The 26,767-nt window shown below is 35.4% G+C and carries 24 protein-coding genes; 3 read left to right on the forward strand and 21 right to left on the reverse strand.

Annotation, left to right across the window (positions count from 1 at the left end; all coding sequences use genetic code 11):
* Positions 1–44: 44 nt before the first annotated feature.
* The 19 genes from AB5N96_RS07060 to AB5N96_RS07150 form a co-directional block, all read right to left on the reverse strand.
* The gene (locus AB5N96_RS07060) at positions 45–1,058 is read right to left on the reverse strand and encodes a GDP-mannose 4,6-dehydratase (RefSeq protein WP_499705062.1); all 1,014 of its coding nucleotides are present in this window, start codon (positions 1,056–1,058) and stop codon (positions 45–47) included.
* Positions 1,048–2,406 carry a UDP-glucose dehydrogenase family protein gene (locus AB5N96_RS07065; protein ID WP_499705094.1) on the reverse strand — a complete coding sequence of 453 codons (1,359 nt, stop codon included), beginning with the start codon at positions 2,404–2,406 and terminating at the stop codon, positions 1,048–1,050. Before AB5N96_RS07065 ends, AB5N96_RS07060 begins: the two co-directional genes overlap by 11 nt.
* Entirely contained in the window at positions 2,406–3,830 is a 1,425-nt protein-coding gene (locus AB5N96_RS07070; protein ID WP_499705063.1) for a lipopolysaccharide biosynthesis protein, read from the reverse strand. The genes AB5N96_RS07065 and AB5N96_RS07070 overlap by 1 nt, the downstream gene beginning before the upstream one ends.
* A gap of 54 nt (positions 3,831–3,884) precedes the next feature.
* Positions 3,885–5,102, reverse strand: coding sequence for a glycosyltransferase (locus AB5N96_RS07075; protein WP_499705064.1), 1,218 nt, complete (start codon positions 5,100–5,102; stop codon positions 3,885–3,887).
* A gap of 1 nt (position 5,103) precedes the next feature.
* Positions 5,104–6,423 carry a hypothetical protein gene (locus AB5N96_RS07080; protein WP_499705065.1) on the reverse strand — a complete coding sequence of 440 codons (1,320 nt, stop codon included), beginning with the start codon at positions 6,421–6,423 and terminating at the stop codon, positions 5,104–5,106.
* 9 nt (positions 6,424–6,432) lie between these two features.
* Positions 6,433–7,680, reverse strand: a complete 1,248-nt coding sequence (locus AB5N96_RS07085) for a glycosyltransferase (RefSeq protein WP_499705066.1) — start codon at positions 7,678–7,680, stop codon at positions 6,433–6,435.
* Between the two features lie 4 nt (positions 7,681–7,684).
* Positions 7,685–8,809 carry a non-hydrolyzing UDP-N-acetylglucosamine 2-epimerase gene (wecB, locus tag AB5N96_RS07090; protein ID WP_499705067.1) on the reverse strand — a complete coding sequence of 375 codons (1,125 nt, stop codon included), beginning with the start codon at positions 8,807–8,809 and terminating at the stop codon, positions 7,685–7,687.
* 1 nt (position 8,810) lies between these two features.
* Positions 8,811–9,926 (reverse strand): polysaccharide biosynthesis C-terminal domain-containing protein, encoded by a 1,116-nt coding sequence (locus AB5N96_RS07095; protein ID WP_499705068.1) that lies wholly within the window; start codon positions 9,924–9,926, stop codon positions 8,811–8,813.
* Positions 9,908–10,933, reverse strand: a complete 1,026-nt coding sequence (locus tag AB5N96_RS07100) for a polysaccharide biosynthesis protein (RefSeq protein ID WP_499705069.1) — start codon at positions 10,931–10,933, stop codon at positions 9,908–9,910. Before AB5N96_RS07100 ends, AB5N96_RS07095 begins: the two co-directional genes overlap by 19 nt.
* 3 nt (positions 10,934–10,936) lie before the next feature.
* Positions 10,937–12,061 (reverse strand): glycosyltransferase, encoded by a 1,125-nt coding sequence (locus AB5N96_RS07105; RefSeq protein WP_499705070.1) that lies wholly within the window; start codon positions 12,059–12,061, stop codon positions 10,937–10,939.
* Positions 12,062–12,073: 12 nt separating this feature from the next.
* Positions 12,074–12,625 (reverse strand): acyltransferase, encoded by a 552-nt coding sequence (locus AB5N96_RS07110; protein WP_499705071.1) that lies wholly within the window; start codon positions 12,623–12,625, stop codon positions 12,074–12,076.
* Positions 12,618–13,718, reverse strand: coding sequence for a glycosyltransferase family 4 protein (locus AB5N96_RS07115; RefSeq protein ID WP_499705072.1), 1,101 nt, complete (start codon positions 13,716–13,718; stop codon positions 12,618–12,620). Before AB5N96_RS07115 ends, AB5N96_RS07110 begins: the two co-directional genes overlap by 8 nt.
* 14 nt (positions 13,719–13,732) lie before the next feature.
* Positions 13,733–14,578: an NAD-dependent epimerase/dehydratase family protein gene (locus tag AB5N96_RS07120; protein WP_499705073.1), complete on the reverse strand. Its 846-nt coding sequence runs from the start codon at positions 14,576–14,578 to the stop codon at positions 13,733–13,735.
* Positions 14,579–14,586: 8 nt separating this feature from the next.
* Positions 14,587–15,201, reverse strand: coding sequence for a sugar transferase (locus AB5N96_RS07125; RefSeq protein ID WP_499705074.1), 615 nt, complete (start codon positions 15,199–15,201; stop codon positions 14,587–14,589).
* Positions 15,202–15,274: 73 nt separating this feature from the next.
* Positions 15,275–16,150: a UTP--glucose-1-phosphate uridylyltransferase GalU gene (gene galU / locus AB5N96_RS07130; protein WP_499705075.1), complete on the reverse strand. Its 876-nt coding sequence runs from the start codon at positions 16,148–16,150 to the stop codon at positions 15,275–15,277.
* Positions 16,151–16,311: 161 nt separating this feature from the next.
* On the reverse strand, positions 16,312–18,159 hold the full coding sequence (locus tag AB5N96_RS07135; RefSeq protein WP_499705076.1) for a polysaccharide biosynthesis protein: 1,848 nt from the start codon (positions 18,157–18,159) through the stop codon (positions 16,312–16,314).
* A 344-nt stretch (positions 18,160–18,503) separates the two neighbouring features.
* Positions 18,504–19,271 (reverse strand): tyrosine-protein phosphatase, encoded by a 768-nt coding sequence (locus tag AB5N96_RS07140; RefSeq protein ID WP_499705077.1) that lies wholly within the window; start codon positions 19,269–19,271, stop codon positions 18,504–18,506.
* A gap of 14 nt (positions 19,272–19,285) precedes the next feature.
* Complete coding sequence (locus AB5N96_RS07145) at positions 19,286–19,993, reverse strand: CpsD/CapB family tyrosine-protein kinase (protein WP_204589721.1); 708 nt, start codon at positions 19,991–19,993, stop codon at positions 19,286–19,288.
* A 3-nt stretch (positions 19,994–19,996) separates the two neighbouring features.
* Positions 19,997–20,725 (reverse strand): YveK family protein, encoded by a 729-nt coding sequence (locus AB5N96_RS07150; RefSeq protein ID WP_499705078.1) that lies wholly within the window; start codon positions 20,723–20,725, stop codon positions 19,997–19,999.
* A gap of 145 nt (positions 20,726–20,870) precedes the next feature.
* Here AB5N96_RS07150 and AB5N96_RS07155 point away from each other — a divergent pair, with 145 nt between their 5' ends.
* Both AB5N96_RS07155 and AB5N96_RS07160 read left to right on the forward strand, forming a co-directional pair.
* Entirely contained in the window at positions 20,871–21,692 is an 822-nt protein-coding gene (locus tag AB5N96_RS07155; RefSeq protein ID WP_499705079.1) for a hypothetical protein, read from the forward strand.
* A gap of 15 nt (positions 21,693–21,707) precedes the next feature.
* Positions 21,708–22,667 (forward strand): LCP family glycopolymer transferase, encoded by a 960-nt coding sequence (locus AB5N96_RS07160; protein WP_499705080.1) that lies wholly within the window; start codon positions 21,708–21,710, stop codon positions 22,665–22,667.
* Between the two features lie 50 nt (positions 22,668–22,717).
* Here AB5N96_RS07160 and AB5N96_RS07165 read toward each other — a convergent pair whose 3' ends face one another.
* Entirely contained in the window at positions 22,718–23,980 is a 1,263-nt protein-coding gene (locus AB5N96_RS07165) for a C40 family peptidase (protein WP_204589725.1), read from the reverse strand.
* Between the two features lie 109 nt (positions 23,981–24,089).
* Between AB5N96_RS07165 and AB5N96_RS07170 the strand changes: the two genes are divergently transcribed.
* Positions 24,090–25,361, forward strand: coding sequence for a hypothetical protein (locus AB5N96_RS07170; protein WP_499705081.1), 1,272 nt, complete (start codon positions 24,090–24,092; stop codon positions 25,359–25,361).
* 57 nt (positions 25,362–25,418) lie between these two features.
* On the opposite strand, the gene AB5N96_RS07175 is transcribed toward AB5N96_RS07170, so the two are convergent.
* Entirely contained in the window at positions 25,419–26,714 is a 1,296-nt protein-coding gene (locus AB5N96_RS07175; protein ID WP_499705082.1) for a S1C family serine protease, read from the reverse strand.
* Positions 26,715–26,767 lie beyond the last annotated feature (53 nt).

The following is a 26,767-nucleotide window of genomic DNA, read 5'->3' on the forward strand; positions in this document are numbered from 1 at the left end:
TAATAGTAAAACACCGCCAAGACTGATGTCATAGCGGTGTTTAGTCATTTCTTCTTATAATACTCCACATACCACTCAGCAAACTTCTCCAACCCATCCTCAATAGATGTCTGCGGCTTAAACTCTACAGCTTTTTGAAGAGCAACAGTAGATGCGTATGTTGCCGGTACATCACCAGGCTTAATTGGTTCAAATTCTTTTTTGAACTCAACCTCTTTACCTAGAGCTTTTGAAAGTGCATCTTCAAGCGCATGGATAAAGTGCATCAACTTCTCTGGGTTGTTGTTTCCGATGTTGTATACCTTATGTGCAACTTCTCCAACAGGTGGTTGATCTGTTAAGCGCACGATACCTTCAACGATATCATCAATATAAGTAAAGTCACGGTACAGGTCATTATCAAAATCACCATTGTTATAAATCTTGATACTTTCACCTGCGAAGAACTTATCTGTAAATCCGAAGTACGCCATATCGGGACGTCCCATAGGTCCATAAACTGTAAAGAAGCGTAACCCTGTAGAAGGAATTTTATAAAGATGGCTATATGTATGTGCCATCAACTCATTGGCCTTCTTAGTAGCTGCATATAATGAAACTGGTGTATCCACAAAATCAGTCTCTTCAAATGGCACTTTTTTGTTAGAACCATAAACCGAACTTGAAGATGCATAAATCAAATGCTTCACTGGATAAGCTCTGCATGCTTCAATGACGTTAAAGAATCCCGTCACATTACTCTCAATATAAGCATCTGGATTTTCAATCGAATACCGAACACCAGCTTGTGCAGCTAGATTCACTACTACATCAAATTGATTCTCAGCAAACAAGTTCATGATAAATCTCTTATCCGCAAGATCACCTTTTATAAACGAAAAGTTTGAATGTTCCTTAAGACTAGTAAGCCTATCTTCTTTCAACTTTACATCATAATAGGAATTCAAATTATCGAGTCCTACTACTTTGATTTTCTTATCAAGGTAAGCCTTAGACAAATAGCTGCCGATAAAACCGGCAGCCCCTGTCACTAAGTATGTAAGTTGCTTATTTCCCATTACTTACAGCTCCTTCACGAACTCTTTCAGTCGAACTACGCCCAATTGAGTGATACTCAACATTAGCTTGCTGCATCTCTTCAACAGAATATACATTACGGCCGTCATAGACTAATGGTGTTTGCATAAGTTCTGTGTACTCATTAGGTAATACACTTTTCACTTCAGGCCACTCTGTGAACAAGAATGCTACATTTGCATCTTCAAGCGCAGCTTGTGGAGAAGTGACATATGTAATCGAACCATGTAGATTTTCACCCTCTGGATAGGAACGTTTAAAGTTTTCCGCTCCAACTGGATCATATGCAAAGATGTCAGCACCCTTTTCAAGCAATAACTTCACATTGTCTAAAGAAGCAGCTTCTCGTAAATCATCAGTACCTGGTTTGAAAGTTAGTCCTAATACAGCAACCTTCAGTCCAGAGAAGGTAATAAGTCGTTTTGCAGCTTTCTTAAATAGCTTGACTTTCTGCTCAGTGTTCACATCAACCGCTGCCTTCACTGTCTTTAAATCATAACCATTCTCACGTGCGATATGTTCTAAAGCTTTAGTATCTTTCGGGAAACAAGAGCCTCCAAACCCAATCCCAGCGTTCAAGAATTTGCTCCCAATACGAGCATCATAACTCATACCCTTAGCTACTTCTTGAACATCTGCACCGACTAACTCACAAAGGTTAGCAATGTCATTCATATACGAGATTTTGAGAGCTAAAAAATCGTTTGAAGCATACTTAATCATTTCAGCTGAACGACGATTAACAGATACAATTGGGATATTAAAAGGCTTATAGATTTTCATAAGTATTTCTTCTGCCCATTTGCTCTCAGTACCAATAACTATACGCTCTGCATGTAAGGTATCATGAACTGCTGACCCTTGTGCCAAGAACTCTGGATTTGATGCAACTTCTATACGAACATCACTCACTAAAAAATCTTGAATGAACTGCTCAACTTTGTCATTTGTACCAATCGGAACAGTAGACTTCACCACTACTAGACAATCTTTCTCAACTGACTCAGCAATTTGACGTGCTACAGTTGCAATATAAGATAGATTCGCAGATCCATCAGGTTGCTCTGGTGTTCCTACGCCAATAAAGATTGCATCTGCATCTTTATATGCAGATTGAAAATCTGTAGTGTAATCTATGCGCCCGGCCCTATAATTCTTCTGCATCAGTTGTTCTAATCCCGATTCAAAAATAGGAGAAGTTCCTGATTTCATCATTTCAACTTTTGATTTATCTAAATCAACACATAATACTTGATGACCCATTTCGGCGAAGGTTACGCCGGCTACTAGACCAACGTAGCCTGTTCCTGCTACTGAAATTTTCATAATTACACACCTTTTTTTAACTTATTCTTAATTATTTTATTTAATGATTTTAAAACTAATATGAATACATTAAAATTAATATATAAAAACATTAATATTCCAAGTATTAAGAAAAGGAATTGATAATTAAATTCAAATATATAAAACAAAATTGTCCATAAAATCAAAAAAATTATTCGGAGTATTAGTTTATTCTTATTAATACTAGTATATTTTATTTTGTTTGATCTCTTTTTAATAAAAATAAAATGAATAATTTCTGAAATCACAAAAGCAATACCAACTCCAAAGATGTAGAATTTAGAAACCAACAATAGAGATAATATTAAATATAAAAGAGCAGCTATAAAAGTGCCCATAAATACTTCAGATGTCCTCTTAGCTGCCATAAATGAAATTTCAAAGAATTGGGCAAAGGATTTAAATAAAATGCCCATAAAGAAAAATGGTACATAAAGCCAAGAATCTTTAAAGTCATCACCTATCAAATATATATATGTAATTTTAATTATTGGCAAAATTATAAAAAGAGAACCTATCATCAAACCGCTATAAACGTCAAATATCTCTTCTTCAAACTTATCATTTTTATTCGCTTGATAATTTTTAGTTGCTGCTAATTGCCAAGCCATAAAAAAAATACTACTAACAGTTGCTAACAACATGGGAAATTTCATTGCGAAAGCAAATAATCCTACTGTTGAAGTACTATAAAAGATAATAAGCACAAATCTGCCTATAGACGAGAACAACCAAAGTGATAAAGCATTTGGAATTAAAGGTATTGAATATCTCAATTGTACTTTAATTTCGTCTAAATCCAAGTTATTTTTTGAAATATATACAAAGAAGTTCCAATGAAGTAGAGTGAGAAAAATTATTGCTATATTTACAACTATAGGTGTAATTAACAGTGCTATTGCACCATATTTTAAAACTATTATAAAAATAATATTAATTATAATTGTAATTAAAGTTGAGTATATACCTATTATCGCAAATTGTTTTGTATATCCTAATCCTCGCATAGTGTGCAAAAATAAATTAGAAATTATACTAGTGGAAACATAAAAAAAGAATATTGTAGTATAAATAAAATTAAAATAAAAATCAAATATAATTAAGGTGATGGAATATATTATTATTCCAATAATGGCTATGGCAAATGAATTTGTAATTACTTTTTTTTTGTCACGATCTTCACTTACATCTTGTATAAATCTAAAACCAGCTTCGACTGATTGAAATGAGAAAAATATGTATAACATTGACGCGAAAGTTATATAGATGTCATATTCCCCAAATTCACTAGCCGAAAAATAGAAAGAGTAGAGAGGAATTAATAATAAAGTCAAGAACTTTGAAGAAAATGAACCGATGGTCAATATTAATGTATCATTTAATAATCTTTTTTTTCTTAAATCCATTTACTTCACCATTCCCATGCTTTAGATAGAATAATTTTAGAAACTGGCAATTCTTTAAAGCAGGCTTTTATAAAGTTGATAATACTTTAGACTCATAATTTCAGAAGAATAGCGGTTACGCGCAACATTACTTAGTCCTTCTTTAATTTCTTGCTTTTTTTCGTACCATTTATATATTAAGTGTACTAATGAATCTAAATCTCCGTATTCAACAAACTCACTATAATCCTTTAAACTTATACTTTCTGGTCCTCCAGCTTTAAATCCAATAACTGGTGTGCCGGTAGCGAGTGACTCAGCAACAGGCATTGAAAATGTTTCTTTTTTACTAGTAATTATGGATAAATCAGCAATGTTATAATAATTATTTAATAGCTGGATATCATTTACATCTTTCACCACAATAACATTTGATGGAAGTTTATCTACTTTAGCATATGAGGCTATTACTAAAAAGACAATCTTAGAATTATGCTGAAGTTTCGCTGCTAACTCTAGTATGTGATGCCCACCTTTAGAATTTTCAATATCGTCAGTGAAACTAGCTGTTACATGTAATAAAATTTTTTTTTGTGATAGACCTATTTTGTTTTTAAATTCTTCGCAATTTTTTAGATAAAATCCTTTGTTTGTATCAATTCCATTTAAAATAACTTGATGCGGAAACTTATTTAAAATAGGAGATTGCAATGATCTGTTATTTACCCATTTTGAAACAGAAACTACATTGATTTGATTATGAAGCTCAAAATTTTTTTTTGTCCATTTCCAAGATAATTTAGTACTGTCAAATAATTTAGATCCTGTTGCTTTAAACAAATTAGGGCAATTACCACATCCAGTTTTCCATTTGTCACATTCAAACGAATGGCTACAATTACCTGTATAATAAAATTCTGCATGATTGGTTAAAACAACTTTAATGTCTAATTTTTTCAAATATTTCATCAGTATATAATAATTTAACATAAAACCATTAGCACTATGGAGATGTACAATATTAGGCTTGAATTGTTTAATCCTAAACATAATCTTCAGTGTTGGGATCAAACCCATATAATATTCTAATCCAATAAGTTTAGCTATTCTTTTATAAACAGCTAATTCATAACGGCTTGATATCTTAAATGCATTTGAGTCTAATGATTTAATGCTTTTAGAAAAGCAAATCCCTACGGTTCCACCATTTTCCATAACAGTTTTATTTATCTCTTCAATTATCTTGCCAGTACTACCCTTTTTATAATAACAATTAATGTGCATTATTTTCATATTAATCCTCACTTTTATACATATTAAAATCATATGAATTAGAAAACTTGGCTAAAATAACTAAAGCTCCAGAAAACATGAAAATGGATGTACGAATACTGTCAAGCGTTCCTCCATATAAAGCCTGTAAAAATGTAGTTAAAACAAATACTACTAACGCAAAGCTAACTATGAAATGATCATCAAAAATATATTTAAAACTCTTTAGATTGGAAACGGATCTCTGAATTATTGAAAAAATTAGAGATAAAAAAATGATAGTTCCTATAATCCCAATATTGTATGCTAAAAAAACCACAATATTATGGGGATTATCAGTAAGACTGTATTCTAACTCTTTTCCAAACCCCCATGGAGCAATACCCAATCCTTTTAAAGCTTGGATACTATAATCTGTCCACAAGTCAAATCTACCAGTTGATAAATCGTTTTCAAAACCTTCTCTACCAATATTTAACCACCCGTAGTTAATATAATTTATAGTGTTTTGTAATGATTTTTCTGGAATTATCATTAATGAAAAAAATATTAATAAAGCAAAAGTCAATATTACAGATAATCCCCTAATTATGTTTTTCACATTAAACTTTATATATACAATTAATAATAAAAGTAATATATTTGAAATTAAAAATCCTATTACAACTGGTTTTTGGAAAAATAAATTGGTTGAAATGAATCCTAATAAAGTCAGGATAATATATTTCATTTTAAAATTTCCAAATAATAAATTTGAAATACCAAATAAATAAGAGAAAAGAGTAATCGAGGTAATTCCAAGACTGTAAGTTCCAAACTGTCCTGACTGACTTCTTTGAAATCTATCAATATCCTCATTAAGCAATGTGCCAAAGAAGCTATTGTAAGTAGTTGTGAAAGAATATGAAAAGTAGGATAATATTACAGAGACATTTAAAAATATCAACAAAAAATACAATAGTCTCGAACTAAACATTTTTGTAATTCCTTTATTTGAATAGAGTAAAAATAAAACTATAGTTGTTAGAAAAACAATTATACCCCTACTCTGTGATAATACATTTTGATTTAAGTTTAAAAACCCTAATATTATTGAAACTAGAAATATAATAATAAAGAGTAATAACATAATCCTCTCTCTTTTGTGCAAGACTGCTTTTATTTTATTAAAATTTTTAAATCTAAATAACAGAGAAAAATACAGAGTAAATACAAAAATGATCCATAAGGATAATTCTAATAAATCTAGACTTCCAAATCCTATATTAACTAAGTTTCTACCACTCGGATATAAGAATATATTTAAAAATAAAATAAAAATTAAAAAATATATTATTTTCATTAATTCCACCTATTCATTCTCAGATGTTTTTTCTAATAAATCGACTATTTTTTTTGTTTGAATTAATATATTTTTTTCTTCTTCTACAAATTTCTTCCCATTTGAACCAATATTTTTAAGAATCCCCTCGTCTTTTTCACATATCTCAACTAAATCTTCTGCAATATTATTTATATTGTCACTATTGAAATAATGTAAATAGTCATCATATTCATCTGGAATACCAGGTAATTTGTGACAGATGACAGGTCTTCCTGATTTTAAGTATTCCATATTCTTTGATGGAAAGGAATATTTTGTAAAATCTTCTAAGCCAGTACGAGGGTTTACTAATAATGTTGCATTTTCCTGAATATATTCAATTTCTTGATATTGTATTTGTCCTAAATAAATTATTCTTCTATCTGTAATTGAAGATTCTATGATTGACTGTTTTGTTTCTCCATCACCGCATATTATCAATCTATAATTAGTAAATTTTATCTTTTTAAAAGCTTCAACTAAGTCTAATACTCCATATTTTTTAGTCAATGTACCTGTATAAACTATATTTTTACAGTCTAAGTTTAAATAATCTTTTTCAATAGGTTTTTTTATAGAATCATTTGGCAATGGAACCATTCCCTCAATAACAATATATGGTTTCTCGAGTCCAAAATAATTATTCATTTGATCTGTTAAGAAAACGAACGAATCAATATGTTTAATTTGTTTTTTAATTTTTAAATTTTGATAACTTTTATAAATTTTCATGATTGCTTTTTTTTCCATATCTATGCTCATGTATTCGGGAAGGTCTGGGACAATCATACACACATTAAAGTTATTATTATACTTTTTAATATATTTAATTGTGCTTAAGAAAAACGGTTGTAAAGAGTACACAATTAAATTATATTTTCTATTTGGATTTTCTCTTGCAAATTTCCGGAAAATTCGTTTCAAATAAATGCTCAATAAAAATTGTTTTAGTATTGATATATTTATGAACCCAACATTGTAATCTTCATGACCATTAACATGACTAAAAATTGAAGATTTAATTTTTGCTTTACGATATCTTCTAGGAAAAGAACCAATAAACATTTGATTAATAATGGTTACGGGTCTTTCAAGATTCTCATCAAGACCATTAATAATATTCCACTGAAATTTATTAGCCGCATTCTGTATTGGACCCTTAGAATTAATTAGAATGTCTTCATAGAGTTCTTTAGGGAATAGGCCCCCTAAAAATAAAGTTTTTTTATTGGTCATTCTCTCATTTCCCCCAGATTACTCTTTTAACATAATCTGTATATGAAATTATAATCCTAACTACTTTCTCCCCAACATTGGGCATAGAATAATCTGCAACTAAGCGAAGTGAATTTAAATTCTGTTTTTCTAATATTTTTAGCCCCTGTAAGATGCGCTCTTTCTCAAGTCCCACCATCATAACTGATGCTTCTTCCATAGCCTCAGGTCGTTCATGTGCTTCGCGTATATTTAATGCTCTGAAACCTAGTATCGAAGATTCCTCACTAATTGTTCCACTATCACTTAAAACAGCTTTAGATCTGATTTGCAATTTATTATAGTCAATAAATCCTAACGGCTTTAATGTTTGAATAAGATTATGAAATTTGATCCCTTTTTCTTGAATCATCTTCATCGTTCTAGGATGCGTACTAATGATAACTGGGTACTGATATTTTTCAGCAATTGTATTTAGTGTTTCAACTAGATTTAGGAAGTTCTTTTCAGAAGAAATATTTTCTTCCCGGTGTGCAGATACCACAAAGTATTTCCCTTCTTCTAATCCTAAGCGAGTTAGTACATCTGAGTTTTCAATTTCTTCTTTACGGCTGTTTAAAACTTCAAACATAGGACTACCTGTCTTAATAATACGATCAGCTGATATACCCTCACGTAGCAAATACTCACGTGCAATATCTGAATAAGTTAGATTAATATCAGCTACGTGATCTACAATTTTACGATTTGTTTCTTCCGGAACACGCTGGTCAAAACAGCGGTTTCCTGCTTCCATGTGGAAGATTGGAATTTGACGACGTTTCGCTGCAATCGCACACAAACAGCTATTTGTATCACCAAGTACTAGGAATGCATCTGGTTTCACTTTTTCAAGAACGGGATCAATCTTTATTAAGATATTCCCTACAGTTTCAACAGCAGTACCAGTAGCTGCATTTAGAAAGTAATTTGGTTTTTTCAAGTTAAAGTCTTCGAAGAAAACTTCATTTAATTCATAATCATAGTTCTGTCCTGTATGAACTAAGATATGTTCAATTGCTTTTGACTCTTCTAATTTATTGATAACTGCGGAGAGACGGATAATTTCCGGACGTGTTCCTACAACAGTCATTACTTTTAATTTCTTCACATTAAACCTCCAAAAAATATGTATCCGGATTTTCAGGGTCGAACGGTTCATTTACCCACATCACCGTAACCATATCTGTATCACCCAGATTTTCAATATTATGTGTGTAACCTACTGGGATATCAACAACTTCTAATTTTTCTCCACTTACCTTATACTCGATAACTTTTTCTTCATTTGGCCTTCTAAAACGTATTACTCCTTTTCCACTTACAACTAGAAACTTTTCAGTTTTTGTGTGATGCCAGTGATTACCTTTCGTAATTCCTGGTTTAGAGATATTAATGGACACCTGTCCTCTATCTACAGTTTTAATGAATTCGGTGAAAGAACCTCTTTGATCAACATTCATCTTTAATTCATAACTGAATTGATCTTCCGGTAAGAAACTTAAATATGTACTATATAGTTTCTTTACAAATAAATCATCTAACTTCGGAATACTTTTATCATCACGTGAAGCTTTAAATGAATAGAGAAGCTCTACAATATCCCCGAGTTTTTTCTTATGTACTACTGATATTTCTCGGTAAAGTGCATTCATTCCATCTAAGCATTTGATAAATTCATTCACCACATCATCTATATAGACTAAATTGAGTTCAATATTCGGATCATTTACTTGAATTGATAGGTCGTGAGCTATGTTGTGGCAAAATGTTGCAATTGCACTGTTGTAATTTGGTTTACTCCATTTTCCAAATACATTTGGTAAACGATAAATACCAGCTTCAACTACATTAACTTTAGCATATTTCTCTACTACTTCTTCAGCAGCTTTTTTACTCTGTCCATAAGCATTATCAATCTCAGCTTGCGTAGATGAAGAAACCACAATCGGGACAATATTTTTTGCTTCAATAAGGCTATCTATTATTTGTTGAGTTAAATCTTTATTTCCTGTCTCAAACTCCTCCTCAGTGATTGGACGATTAATACCTGCCAAATGATAGACAAATTCAGCCTTTTTTAAAATAGATTTTAGTTGCTCTTTAGAAGTATCACGTGTAATTAATGAAAGATTTGAATAGCCTAGGTTCTCGAGCTCACTCACTAAGTTTTTTCCGATGAATCCATTTGCACCAGTAACAACAATATTTAGTTTTTTGTTTTCCATTTGCGCAACTCCTCTTGGACGTAGTCGAGAGCTAGCAATTTTTCTTTTATTTCTGGAATCGATAAACGATGTGTATTATGAGAGTTGTATTCATGCTCAGTCGAAAGTTTTTGATCTCCCTCTATAAAATACTTATCATAATTTAAATCACGCTTATCCGCTGGGACACGATAAAAGTCACCCATGTCTTGTGCAACGACATGCTCTTCACGGGTTAAAAGTGTTTCAAAAACTTTCTCACCATGACGGGTACCGATTACGCGCACTTTATTATCAACTTCAAATAATTCTTTTAAAGCAATAGCTAAGTCCCCAATTGTCGATGCTGGTGACTTCTGAACCATAATGTCTCCTGCCTCTGCATTCTGAAATGCGAAAACTACCAGCTCTACAGCATCTTCTAAACTCATTAAGAAACGAGTCATCCCTGGGTCTGTAACAGTTAAATCCTTACCGGCCTTTATCTGCTCAATAAATAAAGGAATTACTGATCCACGAGATGCCATTACGTTTCCATAACGAGTACCACAAATTAATGTCTTCTCTGCATCCACTTTATTCGCCTTTGCCACAAAAACTTTTTCCATCATCGCTTTTGAAATTCCCATAGCATTGATAGGATAAGCCGCCTTATCTGTAGATAAACAAATTACCTTCTTAACTCTAGCTTCAACTGCAGTAGTAACTACATTGTCAGTACCGATAATATTCGTTTTAACAGCTTCCATTGGGAAGAACTCGCAAGACGGCACTTGCTTTAATGCAGCAGCATGAAAAACGTAATCAACCCCATACATAGCGTCTTTAAGGCTTTCAATATTGCGAACATCACCCAAGTAGAACTTTAGTTTATCATTATTATATTTCTTACGCATATCGTCCTGTTTCTTCTCGTCTCGAGAAAAAATACGAATTTCTTTAACTTCTGTATGTAAGAATCGTCGCATCACGGCATTACCGAAGGATCCTGTCCCACCCGTAATCAACAAGATTTTTCCATTAAACATTCATTAACCTCCTAAATTTTCCAAGAATTTTTTTGTACTTTGATAAAAATTATTGATTGTGAAATTATTCTCAAATTTATACTCAAGAGTATCATTAATTTTAAATTCTTCAATTAGATTTTTTAAAGATAGTTCATCAGTATTAATAATCATGCCATTTATATTATTATGCACATATAATTTGACATCACCTACATCATTAGTTAGTACAGGTGTTTCTAATACAATAGATTCTAAAAACTTTGTAGGAAACCCTGCTTTATTAGCTATTGTGTCTGGTCGTACATAAATAAAAAAATGTGAATTATAAACTAATTGCAATGTATTTTCATGAGTTAGTTTACCATGAAAAATACTATTATTAACCTTTGGTTCAGTTCTATAAATATTTTTATAACGCAGTTTGTATTCTATCTCATTAATTCCAATTATATTTAAAACTTTATTATTAGAATTTAAATCGTTAAATGCATTGACGATTCCACTTAAATCTTCTTTTTCAAACAACTCTCCCGGATTACCTGCATATGTAAACTGTATAATCTCTTTTGAAAGCTTTTTTTCATGTTTTAAAATACTCCACTTTTCTTCATTCGGGTTATACAGATTAGGCAAATACAATGTTTTATTTGTATTCTTATAAGCATCTTCTAAAAATTTACTTATAACAAACAGACCATCAAATTTATTTAATACTATTTTCATCCGTAATTTAGTATCAATATTTTTATAAATTTGGAGAAACCCTTTTTGACCTGTTTTCATTCCAAACCATTCAGTTACATCCCCTATTATTTTAATATTATTTTTTCGCGCAAATTTTATTAACCTCCAACTTGATATACTAGGATAATTATATAGAACTATAAATTTAATACAGTATTCGCTTGATAAACTAGCAATATATTTTTTAATAAAATCTATTTTATAAATTTGTTGATATTGAGGAATTTGATTAATATTCATGCCATTTTCTTCGTTATAAAAATTACCATCCTGCCAAGTTGATATAAATTTTGTTTTATATCCTAACAACTTAAATAGTTCGGCGTTACTTTTTACTCTTTGAGCTGCAGCTGAACCATCTGGAAAATTGAATCTTCCTATATAAAGAATTGCTTCTTTCATGTTATCACTCCACTAATGTGTTAATACTGTTAGTTCTTTTTTATTTAAAATCGTAGAATTATTTCTATATACACCTTTTACAATAGTTCCAGCTCCAACTACTGAATTATCGCCAATTATTGTTCCTCTTAATATGATTGAATTAGCTCCTAACCACACATTATCTCCAATTTTGATTGGAGTGGTTTTATATTTCATATCACTCACACCATTTTCACTTCTAAAATCATGATCATGATCAAATATCATCACATTCGGTCCAATTTGAACATTTTTTCCAATAATTATTTGCTCATGAGAAACTATCATGGAGTTATGATTAATAAAAGTATGGTCGCCTATTACGACCTCAGCAGCTTTTCTTAAATGAATTTTCGCACCACTTCTGATTTTAAGTTTTTCCCCAAATATTAATTGAGAACCTTGAGTTAATTGTATATTTGTCAAAGGAGAAATAAAATTGACATAATGAAACTTAAAATTAATTGAATAAAATATTTTTAAGAATGTAAACTTAAATGCATTATAAAAAATGTAAATAAACGCCTGGAAATATTTAGTCATTTTTCTCAATTTCCTTTATATAGTTTTCTATTACAATATTTCTATTAAAGTTAATTTCAATATGTTCTCTTGAGTTTCTACCCATTTGAATTTTTTCATTCATCTCAGTTTCAAGCAACTGATTTATTGCTAAACCAAGTGATTTAAAGTTTTTCGAGTTGAATATAAATCCATTCTTATTCCTCACTGTCTCCCTACACCCTGCAATATCTGAAGCAATCAATATTCTACCCATTGCTCCTGCCTCTAATAATACATTTGATAAGCCTTCACCACCATGAGATGGCTGAACCAGGCAATGTGAATCCAAAATAAATGGCTTCACATCTTTTTGATACCCGTGATATGTTATTATCCCTCGATTATGAAGATCATCAATCCATTTTTTATAATGAGAATGTGTAGATTCAATGAAACCAACAACATTAAACTTTACATTCTCATTATTCTTCTTTATCTCTTCAGCTGCCTTTAGATATTCTTCGATACCTTTATCTTTCATTATCCTTCCAATAAATAAGAAATTGATGATATCACCGTCAGGCAAAGGATGAAATTTGAATTCGTCAAGATTTACTCCAGAACCAGGGATTAATTTGTAATCACCTTTGACAATTCCTCTATTAGTAAGTTCTTTCATATCATCAGCATTTTGAAAAAATACACAACTAGCTTTCTTTAGGCCTGTCTTATATAACTGTGTTAATACGTTTTTCAACACTGGATTTCCATTAAAGCCACTGCCTAGACCAGTTATATTACTTATATAAGAAATATTTAAAATTCGACATGCAATCCCACCGTATAGATTAGGTTTTATGGTATATGTAAGCACGACATCTGGCTTAATACGTCTAAGGATTTCAATGTAATGTTTTACTAACTTTGAATCTTTTATGGGGTTAGTACCTCTACGATCAACATTAGTTTCAATGAATTTACAACCCCAGCTTTTCATGATTTCAACTTTTTCATCATATGGAAGAGAAACATATACATCATGACCATCATCGAGCAGTTTTTTTATTAACTCTTTTCGAAAGTTATATATCACAAAACCATGATTACCAAGCAACATTATTTTTTTTTTCATTAAACAGCCACCTATCATATACTTCTATTTATCGAGTTAATAAAATCGACAACTTGATATTCTGTCTTGTTATCTTTATCATAAACCAAATTTCCAAACATTTTATTTACAACATTAAATCTAGAAACAAATATGCTAATTAAAGGATTAAACAACTCCGTTAACAGAATCTTTCTCCCATTATGCTCTGCAGCCAATCTAACCAACTCACTTGTATTTACATATTCTTTATTCTGAGGTAAATACAAACCTTGGCCTTGATCAGAGACTAATAATCTTAGGAACTCACTCAAATTATCAATAAACAACATACTGCGTTGGTTATCATATTTTGGAAACAGTGGAGTTATTTTAGCCATTTTTATTAACTTTGGAAAGTTCCCCTTAGAATTCGGCCCATAAATCATTGGAGGTCTAACTATTGCAATTTTAAATTCATCATTTTCAATTTCATGTAATAACTTTTCAGCTTGTAGTTTACTATCTCCATAAAAGTTACTAGGATTAGGTACCGTTTCTTTTGTAATAATTTTCAAATCCTTATCCCCATCACCATAAACAATGATGCTACTCATAAACACAAAATGTTTTACACAATTTTTTTTTGCATGTTTAGCTATTTCAATAGTCAAGTCCCTATTCACTTTATAATATAAATCTTCCATTTTAGAATCAGTCGAAACATGTGCAATCCCGGCAACATGGAGAACACTGTCATAAATACTAAAATCATACTGCTTCCACTCATCACCGCGCACTGAAATCGCATCAACTTGATACTCATCTGGCCACTGACTAACCCATTCCATAAACTTTGTGCCAACGTAACTATTCTTTCCAGTTATAAGAATCCTTTTCATCGAATAGCCTACTTTCTATGATCCGCTTGTTTCATTACTTCCGACTTCCCCTCAACAACTCCATCACTCTTCATAACACTGAAGATTGTCAAAAAGAAACACTTCGTATCCATCCACAAACTCTTCTTCTCCACATACTCTCCGTCTAACTTCGCCTTCACATCAATCGGCAACTCATCCCGCCCATTGATCTGTGCCCAACCCGTTAAACCAGGAGGAACATGATTGGCTCCATACTTATCACGCTCTTCAATTAAATCATATTGATTCCAAAGCGCAGGACGCGGTCCAATTATACTCATTTCACCGCGGAAAATATTCCAAATTTGAGGCAGCTCATCTAATGAAGATCTACGCAAGAATTTCCCGATTTTAGTAATGTACTGATCCGGATTCTCTAACAAATGTGTAGGTGAATCTTTAGGAGTGTCTATTCGCATCGTGCGGAACTTCAAAATATTAAAATGTATTTTGTTCAAACCTACTCGTTTTTGTTTGAACAAAATAGGACCTTCGGATTCTTTCTTTATGAGTATAGAAAGAATCAAAAAAATAGGTGATAGTAAAATCAATGCTATTCCTGAAAGTACGATATCAATAATTCGCTTGCTGATCTGATACATATGCCCCACACTTCCCCTCACAAAGAAACGCACACCGGCCTCTCACCGGGTGCATTCTTCAGAGTTTCTTCTATTAAATACTCTCTTTCGCTACAACCTTATCCAAATACGCCAACAAATCATCCCGTAATTCCGGACGCTTCAACGCCATCTCAATTGTAGTCTGAATGAACCCTAGTTTCTCTCCAACATCATAACGCGTACCTTCAAAATCATACGCATACACAAACTGCTTTTCATTCAACGTTTGAATCGCATCCGTTAATTGAATCTCGCCACCAGCACCTGTTTCTTGATTCTCCAAAATATCGAAAATCTCAGGAGTCAAAATATAACGTCCCATAATCGCAAGATTCGAAGGAGCAGTTCCTGGCGCTGGTTTTTCAACAAACTGATTTACTTGATAGCGACGTCCATCTTGAACTGCTGGATCAACGATTCCATAACGGTGTGTTTCATTTTCTTCAACTGTTTGTACACCAATCACAGAACGTCCTAATTTATCATACTCATTCATTAGTTGTTTCAGTCCTGGCGTTTCCGCATCCACAATGTCATCTCCAAGAAGAACCGCAAACGGCTCATCGCCAATGAACTTACGTGCACACCATACTGCATGACCTAACCCTTTAGGCTCTTTTTGACGAATGTAGTGAATCTCAACATTCGATGATTTCTTCACTTCATCTAACACATCAAATTTACCCTTACTTTCAAGTAACTGCTCAAGCTCAAACGAATTATCAAAGTGATCTTCAATCGCTCGCTTGCCTTTCCCAGTAACTATCAAAATATCTTCAATTCCTGAAGCAATCGCTTCTTCGACAATGTATTGAATTGTAGGCTTATCAACGATTGGTAACATCTCTTTAGGCATTGCTTTTGTTGCGGGTAAAAATCGTGTTCCTAACCCTGCAGCAGGAATAATCGCTTTTCTTACTTTTACCAACTTCACTTCCTCCTTCAACACCAAAGGTGGTGCCTTCCCTTTGTCGGCCGAAGGCTGACATATCTTTTAAACTTGATCCTTATTCGGACCGAAGGTTCGAAATCTCTCCGTCGGCCCACGGCTGCTAGACTCTTTTCTCTTATTGGACCGAAGGTTCAAAGTCAGTTTGCCACAACTTCCTTCCTCTTCCGCTCCATCAAACTCCCAACATTCTTCCTGTTAGCAAGCCCCACCAAGACAGCCTTAACCTGCCCCTCATCCATCGACGGCAACTTCTCGAGCACATAATTCAACTCACTCGCCACAATCGGCGTCGCGCGTCCAATATGAATTTTCGGGAAGATAAACCCTTCTTGGATTTCAGCTGGATCAAGTAACTCTTCGTACATCTTCTCCCCTGGACGAATTCCTGAGAAGCGAATGCCGATCTCTTCGACACTATAACCCGACAACTGAATGACATTCTTCGCAAGGTCCACAATCTTCACCGGCTCACCCATATCTAGGACGAACACCTCTCCACCCTTTGCAAGAGTTCCTGCTTGGATGACTAGTCGTGATGCTTCTGGAATCGTCATGAAGTAACGGGTCATCTCGGGATCTGTTACAGTGATTGGCCCACCAGCAGCAATCTGCTTTTTAAACAGGGGTACAACGGAACCCCGTGACCCTAGTACATTTCCAAATCGCACAGCTGCGAACTTCGTCTTACTCGTCTTCGCCAAATTCTGTACAATCATCTCCGCAAAACGTTTGGTTGCGCCCATCACGTTCGGTGGGTTAACCGCTTTGTCTGTCGAGACAAGAACAAAATACCCGATACCAAATGTATCAGCAGCTTCTGCTACGTTCTTCGTACCGTAAATATTGTTCTTTACCGCTTCTAACGGATTCGCTTCCATGAGGGGCACATGTTTATGGGCTGCTGCATGGTAGATTACATCTGGCTTGTATTCTTCCATAATGGCAAAGATGCGCTCCCGGTCTTGTACATCTGCGATGACCGGAATGATCTCAGTCCCTTGGGGAACCTTTTCGCGTAATTCCATATCTATTAAGTAAATAGAATTCTCACCATGACCTAAAAGCAACAATTGCTTCGGGTTAAAACGCATGACTTGGCGACAGATTTCAGACCCAATCGAGCCACCTGCACCGGTGACAAGGATCGTCTTGTCTGTCAGTTTCTCAGAAATCGCATTGAGATCGAGTTGCACTTCTTCGCGACCAAGCAAATCTTCAATTTTTACGTCTTTGATGTCACTTACGGATACTTTCCCAGTCAATAGGTCTTCAATCAAAGGCATTGCTTGTACTTTGACACCTGTATCTACCGAAAGTTGTTTCAAGACCGTCAGCGTCGATTTATCTGCAGAAGGCACTGCAATAATTATCTGCTCAATTTCATTATTTGCTACATGTTCTTTAATTTGTTTTGTGTCATACAAAACACTCAGACCTAAAATCTCAAGACCTGCTTTATTCTTATCATCATCGACAAATGCCACAGGATACAGTGGGGTATCGTGATTCTTGAGTAATTGTCTTGCTACCATCATCCCGGCTGACCCTGCACCCACAATGAGTGTGCGCTTTTTGTTCAAACGTTTGCTCGACTGAATGAATGTATCTCTAATGACGCGCCATGAGAGCCGTGAGCCACCAATCAACAAAATATGTAACATCCACGTGATCAACAGCGCGCGCACCATTACGTTGCCAGTAAAAATGAACTGTGCTGCAGCGACAACAAGAATTGAGAATGTAACAGCTAGTGCAATCGACACAAGTTCTCGAATCGAAGCATATTCCCAAACCTTTTTATACAATCCGTAGTAGAAGGCAAATGCATGGTGTGCCATAAAGATCGAGAGCGAACTAACAAACAAATAACTCGATGCAAATGGGTTGTCGATTGGGTATAAGAAAAAATAACCAATATAAATAGAAAATAGAACTATAACTGAATCGACGACGATTAATGTCGACATACGTTTACGCAACGACAAGTTCGCACGCTCCTTCCAATATCAGTATTTAGTATACCATTTTTCCGCCATTTTTCGAGTGGTTTTTTGTAATCATTTTGTAACATAAAAGGCATTTGGTCTTAGGTCTATGGCAAGTATAGACCAAAAGTTAGACGATTATTTATTTGACGACGTGATTCGACATAGGAAAATCCATATAAATCACATATTACTACTATAAATAATTCCACGTGATTTAAATCTATTAAACTTAAAGGTATATGTAATCATTTATTATGAAAAAGGTTTCATATTAAATTCAATGATTTTACCAAAAAGGTAAAATTGTCGAAAAAAAAGAGCCTGACAGGTACCGTCAGACTTTACGCAAAAACATTCCACCATTTTTTTTCATCCACAATATGTGGTTCTAAGATGATCGCGTCTTTTTTTTCTAAAATTCGGGCATTGTTTTCTAATAATAAATCTACATAATCCGTTAGATGCGCTTTATCCATATAATCTAACCCTTCATTAAACAAGAATGGACGTGTTGTTAGATTATGCACATCAGATCCATAGAAGTGAATCAAATTACTTCGAATCAATGTTATCGCAGCTTTTTGCGCACCTTTTCCAAAGTGACCCGCTACACTACCCGACGTCACTTGTGCTAAAGCACCATGTGAGATCAATCGCTCTAGTCGTGATGGTTTCTCTGCAATCGCTTTATTACGTTCAGGATGTGCAATGATTGGTACTATATTTTGTGTCATGAGTTGTTGAATCAGTGGAACAGTAAAACTTGGCACCGATGAACTCGGGAGTTCAATTAATGCATAGCGCGAACGAGCAAGAGTCAAAGCTTCTTCATTATTGAGTACATCTACTGTTTTGTCCTGAATACGCAGTTCCTGTCCACCATGAATCGTGATGGGTATAGAATGCTCGTCAATTAGTTGTTGTAATTCTAGCATCTTTTTCTCTACAGCTGCTTTCCCAACGTGATAATGAGGGTTATAAGCATGCGAAGTTGCAATCAAGTCTGTGATTCCTTCGTCCACCGCTTTTCGCAACATTCTCACTGCTTCATCGATAGATTCTGGGCCATCATCGACACCCGCAAGTATATGGCTATGTATATCAACCATAAATCCCTTCCCCCTTACTCCTCATTACCGTAGTATTGGTAATAGTAGACATCATTTTCATAGGTATAGTTGTTCATCACAACACCTAAAACGTTTGCATTGGATTTTTCGAGTAATTCTTTTGATTTTTCAACTGCGTCTTTTTCAGTCTTTGCTGTATTCAATACGAGAATCGTTCCGTCTGCTTTGTTTGCCATGATTTGTGCATCTGTAACGGCAAGTACCGGGGGCGCATCAAAGATGACAACGTCGAAAGCACGAAGCATTTCCATTAGAACAGCATCCATCGTGCGAGAACCTAATAACTCTGAAGGGTTTGGTGGAATCGGTCCGCAAGTAATGATATTTAAATTATCTTGATCAGACACTTTCACAACGTCTTCTAAGGCAGCTTGACGAGTCAATAAGTTACTTAATCCGGTCGTGTTGGTCATATGGAATGTGTAATGCACAGTAGGCTTACGCATATCTGCGTCTACGAGTAACACGCGCTTCCCTTCTTGCGCGAATACAACGGCCGTATTGGCAGCTACTGTGGATTTCCCTTCACCAGGTGAACCAGATGTGAAGACTAGAGAGCGAATTTCTGTATCTGAACTAGAAAATGAGATATTTGTTCGTAATGTACGGAACTGTTCAGAAATGACGGAAGATGGATTCGCATTTGTAACAAGCTTCCGTGCCACTGATTGAAGTGCTTGTTTTGGTTTTTTCTTAGCCATGCGTTACACCTTCCTTCTTCGATTGGTTAATTGAAGTCGGGATGATTGCAAATCTTTATCAGAGATCGTTGCAATCATTCCTATGACCGGGTAACCTGTTAAGTCTTCCACGTCTTGTGTTGACTTCACCGTAGTATCTAAATACTCAAGTAAGAACGCAATACCAACACCAAGCATCAGTCCTACAACGGCGGCAATTGCCATATTGAGTGTCGGGCTTGGTTCAACTGGAGATGGATTGTCACCTACGTTTGCTGGAGCCAGGATATTGACGTTGTCCACGTTCATCAGATCAACGATTTGTGTTTGGAATACTCGTGCAGTTGTGTTGGCAATGTCTTCTGCACGGAACGGATCTTCATCCTTCACAGTCAATGTGATAACCTGCGAATTTTGCTCACTAGAAATCGTAAGTTTTTCACTCAATTGCCCAGTCGATTCAGGAAGATTTAGTTCTTCTTTCACAAGCCCTAAAATCGCAGCACTTTTCATAATGACATTATATGTATTGATAATCTGTACGTTCGTTTGAATATCTTGTGTGGTGATTGCAGTAGCTTCTGTCTTTTCTTGATTGACGAGAATTTGCGTCGATGCTTGGTACATCGGAGTTAATAGTAAAAAGCTGATAATGGCTGCAAATGTGATTGCGGCAATTGTCGACCCAATGATTAGCCATATATGTTTCTTCAGAGTCGCAAATAGGTCTTGCAAACTAATTGTTTCTTCCATAGAGTACGGTTCTCCTTTATATTTACAAATATACACGTTGGCAATTATAGCATATTTATTTCGATACTCATATGCAATTTTGAAAAAATATGTCATAATCAATGTAGAATTATCCCTATTTTAATTGTATAGGAAAGGAGTCACTATGAGGAATAAAGGACTATTTATACTAATTTTTTCAGCAGTATGCGGATTACTTATTGTGTTTAGTTATCTCGCATGGAAAGATCAAATTGATTCAATCGCACGTCCTGTCGAGCGTGTAGAGGCCAACTCAGAAGAAACCGAGCAAACTGAAGAAGTAGAGGAATCAAATGAAAGCTCCGAAAACTCTACTGTATTGGATGAATCATTTACGAGTGCTTTAGTCAATATGGACGATTCAGTACGAGCAGTATTTGAAGCTAGACAATCTGCTGGTGAGACCATTCAATTACTTGTCCTTGCGTCTGACTTAGTAGATATGGGTTCCCCTAGTATGAGTGATTTATTCATAGATCAAATGACTAGTACATACGGAGATTCAGTGGAAATCACTAAACAAACATTCAATGAGAATTCTATCACCATCACGCAACAGCAATTGATTGATTATGACGGTGACTTCGATGTCGTCTTATTCGAACCCTTCACACTAAAGAACAATGGTGAAGTCGATATCGATACGGAGCACTCTCACATTACATCTATTGTGGGAGAGTTCAAAAATCGAGTGGAAGATGTAGCAGTAGTATTCACTCCTCCAAATCCAATCTATAATGCTTCGTATTACCCCGTTCAAGTGGAAGCCCTACTTTCATTTTTGAACGAGCAAGACTATCCAGTGATTGAGCATTGGGAGAACTGGCCAGATCCAAAAGATGAGTTGATTAAAGATTATCTAGATGAAAACAGCCGTCCGAACTCACAAGGCGCTGCAGCATGGGCACAAGCCGTTAACACCTATTTCACAGGAATCACTAATTAGAAAGCAGGTTTCAGTATGTCAGAACGAGTACGCGTAAAAAAGCGTAAAAAGAAAAAGTCAAAAGTCTTAAAATGGGTTCTTGGAATCATTGGAGTCTTTCTCCTTCTTGGAGGCGTATTCGCATTTTATGTATTCAAACAAGTGACCGATACAGCAAAAGAAATTCATGAGCCAATTGAAGGTCGCCCTGTTTCTGAAAAACGTGAAGAAGGAAAACACGTCGAAGTTGAAAAGGGACAACCTTTCTCAGTATTAGTACTCGGGGTTGATGAACGTGAAGGTGATGCTGGACGTTCGGATACGATGATTGTTATGACGGTCAATCCGAACACAAACTCTTCAAAGATGGTAAGCATCCCACGTGACACATATACAGAGATTGTAGGACGAGGAATTCAAGACAAAATCAATCACTCGTATGCGTTTGGTGGCGTGAAAATGGCGATGGATACGACTGAGAATCTACTAGATATCCCGATTGATTATGTCGTGCAAGTGAATATGGAAAGCTTTAAAGATATTGTCGATGCGGTTGGTGGAATTACTGTGAATAATACTTTAAATTTCACTGAAGCTGGGTTTACATATCCTGAAGGCAAAATTTCATTAACTGGTGAAGAAGCCTTAGCTTACGTGCGTATGCGCTACCAAGATCCGAATGGAGATTTTGGTCGTCAGGATCGTCAAAAACAAGTCATTCAAGGTGTCATCCGTGAAGGAATGTCTGTAAACTCCGTATTGAAACTGAATGCAATTTTAGATTCAGTTGTTGACAATGTTCGAACAAACATGGCGTACAATGAAATGGTAGACGTCCAATCGAATTATCGTTCAGCTGCTGGACAAATTGATCAGTTGTACTTTGAAAGAGGTACTGGTGAAACAATCAACGGTATTTGGTATTATATTATGAATGAAGAAGAGCTTTCGGCTGTGAAGAATGAGTTGAAGACGCATTTGGAGTTAGAAGGATAAAGAATCGAAGAAAAGGTGCATCCACTCGACTGACGAGGGATGCACCTTTTCTAATCAGCGCTATAGAAGCGCTTGTAGGAATCAAAATGTTTTTTCCAATAGCTATCGTTCAAGCTTGTAACGGTAATCCCTTTACTGCCTGCATGGATAAACTGGTTGTTGCCAATGTAAATCCCGAGGTGTGAGATGCCGGACGTGTATGTATTGGCAAAGAAGACGAGATCTCCGACTTGTGGTTGATCAAGATAATACGAGCGTGCATCCATTCCTTTTGAGTTTGTACGTGGCACTGAAATGCCTGCTTGCTTATACACATAATGAATGAATCCAGAACAGTCAAATCCTGCAGGTGTCGATCCACCCCACACATAAGGAACGCCTATAAACGATTGAGCGATTTGAACAATCTTTTGCGCTTGTGTTCCAGTCACGACTGGTGGTTTTGGAGCTGTTGGGTTTGCAACTGGCGTTGTAACAATTGCTGTTCCTTGTACTTTTAACTTTTGGCCGACGCTCAAAAAGTCAGAAGACAAGTTATTCAATGCTTTTAAATTTGCAATCGTTGTCTTGAACTGAACCGCAATTTTAGATAGTGAATCTCCTGAGACGACTGTATACTCGCTCGTAGTTGGCGCACTTGGTGGTGTCACCGGTGTTGTCGGTGCTGGACTTGCACTAGTATTGATTAACAACTTTTGTCCAACAAAAATACGATCACTAGATAGGCCGTTCCAGTCTTTCAGTTGTTGAACAGACACTTTAAATTGAAGGCCGATACGAGATAATGAATCACCTGAAACAACTGTATAGTTGGATTGCCCCGCATTAGTAGATACAGGTGGTGGCGTTACGACCGGTGTCACCGAAGAGACAGGTGCATTTGTTCCACCAGGAATCGTTAATGTTTGATTAACAAAAATTAGAGTTCCACTCAATCCATTCGCACTTTGAAGAGCTGAAACTGTTGTTTTAAACTGTGTAGCAATCTTCGACAATGAATCACCACTCACGACGCGATAAGTGCTTCCCGATACAGGTTGAGCCGGCTGTGTTGGAGGAGTCTGGACGATAGGATTAGATACTGGCACCGTCTGAGGAGTCCCCTCTACTCGTAATACTTGATTCGGAAAAATGAGATCTGATTGTAAATGGTTTAGTTCCTTTAACTTTGCAACACTCAAGGAGTGTGTTTGTGCGACTTTCCATAAGGAATCGCCTGATTTCACTTGGTATGTACTCGCTTCAGCTTCTTGAGCGTTCATGAGAACAGTTAAGGAGGCAGCCGTCAAAACACCATATGCCAATTTCCTCAAAAAAACACCTGCTTTCCATCATAATACTTCTTATTATAGAGTCGAAAAATACTGATTGCAATCCATTTTTTTGTTGAGGTATGATAAAAGGTGTTGAAGGAGGAAACTTATGCCATTTCGAAAGATATCTATTTTCCTATTAAGCTCATTTATTTTTCTCTTACTTTTGCCCTTTATCGTGTATCTCATCTACCCAAACATCAATAATGGAGAGCCAATTATTTTCATTGTCACTTGGTTGAGTTTCAGTATCTCGGGGCTTACCTTTTATTATGCCATTCGAACTTACTACTCGATCGATAGTGTCAACACATTAACACGAATGGATGGAAACGTCTTAGAAAATCGCTATTACTCCATCCCATTTACAAGCCTAGTCCGAACTTATCGACATTTTGACAGTACTCGGCTGCAAAATCAATTGTTTGAAGAACTGACTATGCGATTTAAAAAGCGATCGCCACGAGCGATTGAGTTTGCGACGAATTTGCAATACTTCATTGATGTAATTGTCGTATTCCCTTACCTATTCCAGGCCAATGAAACCTCGCACCGGCAGATGGAAAAACTCATTCAGTTGGTCAGAAAAAAGGAGCTGGAATTTAAAAGTCTATCGAGTGGGAACTTATTGTTAATTGAGGAAACCGTAAATTTACTCGATTACATCGTCACATATCAGGTAGCACGAAGTAAGCAACAGAGTATCGAGAGTACCATTTTAGATATTCGAGGCAATATGTTTCAAAATCCAGTGACTCAAACGGTCTATCAAAATTACATTGGACTTTACTATCTACGGACAGCAATGAAGCTGATTCAGAATTCGTTACCACAAAAAGAAATGGACCTTCAAAGTGTTGAAGGTTTACAGTATTTTGTAACGAATGATCAAAAAACAACTTCTTCTACTGATGAAAAGATTGTACTTTATCTAAAACAAGCGACCACTCATTTTACATCTGCTTTTGAAGTGGCTCAAAATGATTTACTATGGGAAAGCTTTATTCGCTACAATAGCGGCCGTGCTCTTTTCTTCTTGTCACATTATGATTTGAACAATGACAGCTGGCAAGAGGAGATGACACAAGCCATTCATGCTCGTCAACGACTTGTTCAACTGACACAAGAAGTTTTGAGTCATTCACGCGCTCATCTAGCTGACTGTTTTTATGATGAATACCGCTTATCTACTCTTACTTATTTTAACTTCTGTCTAGCTAAAAGACTATCAATTTTAAATTGGCAAGGAAATGTGAAATATGAGGCGCCTTATTATCCATCTCTCACTCGGGATGAAGTCATGATGCCAACTAAGACAGCAACTATCCCACGTATCACTATCCTTAGAGGACAACTGAACCATGTTTTCACAAAAAAATAAATACAGTACCTTTGTTTCACCAAAGAAACAAAGGTACTGTATTTTTATGTCCACTATTTATTGAATGTCCGTGATCTTATAGTCTCCAAACTCATCAATCTCAATTTTAAGATTGATTGGACGCTCTAACACGACTTGCTCGCCATCTTTCATTCCAGAGTAAACCAACGTTGTAGAAACAAACGCTTGTTGCTCTGTCACGATTTCAATTGCATCAATACGATTCGCTTGATAAGAAAATTCACTTGCCTCTGCTAGAAGCTCTTGTCTCATTGCTTCCACTACTGGAATGAGCGGAGAATTTTCCGTCAAACTGTAAATGTAATAATTCTTCGTTTCGTCTAGCAAATACATATAAAACAGTTCACTAAAGTCAGACGCAAATGCAGTCAATAACTCATCGCTGAGATAAGCATCTTCTCGATCTTGAGGGGGTTCATACCCTTCTTGCTCTATACTGTCTGCATCTTTACTAAACTGGGTCAAGATTCCAGACACTAAGTGAATCGGGATAGCATATCCATACGTCTCTGTTCCGACACCAACGATTGAATTGATTCCAATAACTTCTCCTGTATCATTTCTAAATAACGGCCCGCCACTTGAACCAGGAGCAATAGAAGCTGTCATTTCGTAAAGATTTTCATACACATACTCTTCTTCAATTCGTACATTTGTAGCCGTAATCTTACCACTTGTCGCTGTATTTGCTTTGTCATTTGGGCTTCCTACAGCGGTTACCTCTGTATTTACTGGTGCCATAGTTGACGCAAACTGCATAGGTTGTTTACCAGCTAAATCAGGAACTCGAATTAAAGCAAGGTCTGAGGTCAGAGAAACACCCGCAACATACCCGTGAAAAGTTTGTCCTGTATTATTTTTCACTGTGATGTCGTAGGACCCTCGGACTACATGCGCATTTGTAATGATGTCCCCTTTTGCATTATAAAGAAAACCTGATCCCTGAGATGTATCTGAATAGACCGTAAAAACAGTACCTGTTGCTTCTGTTAAAAGGAGACCTGGTTCTTTTTTAGGTTCTTCTTTTACAGGTGTAGTTGGTATTATCACAGAAACTTCTGTCACTGACTCATAGTCAGGCTCTTCCGGTTCTTCGGCCACTTCTTCTTTGGGTTCTTCTGTCACTATCTCTTCCTGCGGTTCTATTTCCTCGATAGGTTCTTCTTCAATAGGCTCAGGCTCTTCTACTACAGGACGCGTAATCTCTTGGTCGACGACTTCTGGTTTAAACCAATTTGAGGCTAGAACTACCGTGATTATGAGTAGAGGTATAAGTAGTAAGAGAGGTATATATTTTCGTTTTAGTCGTTTACGTCTACGTTCTTTGCGCATATAAACTTCCTCTCTTTATGAGCTCATTTTCTTGTTGATTAGACGTATCTACT

It is taken from the genome of Chryseomicrobium imtechense (genome assembly GCF_041475995.1).
Taxonomy (GTDB): domain Bacteria; phylum Bacillota; class Bacilli; order Bacillales_A; family Planococcaceae; genus Chryseomicrobium; species Chryseomicrobium aureum.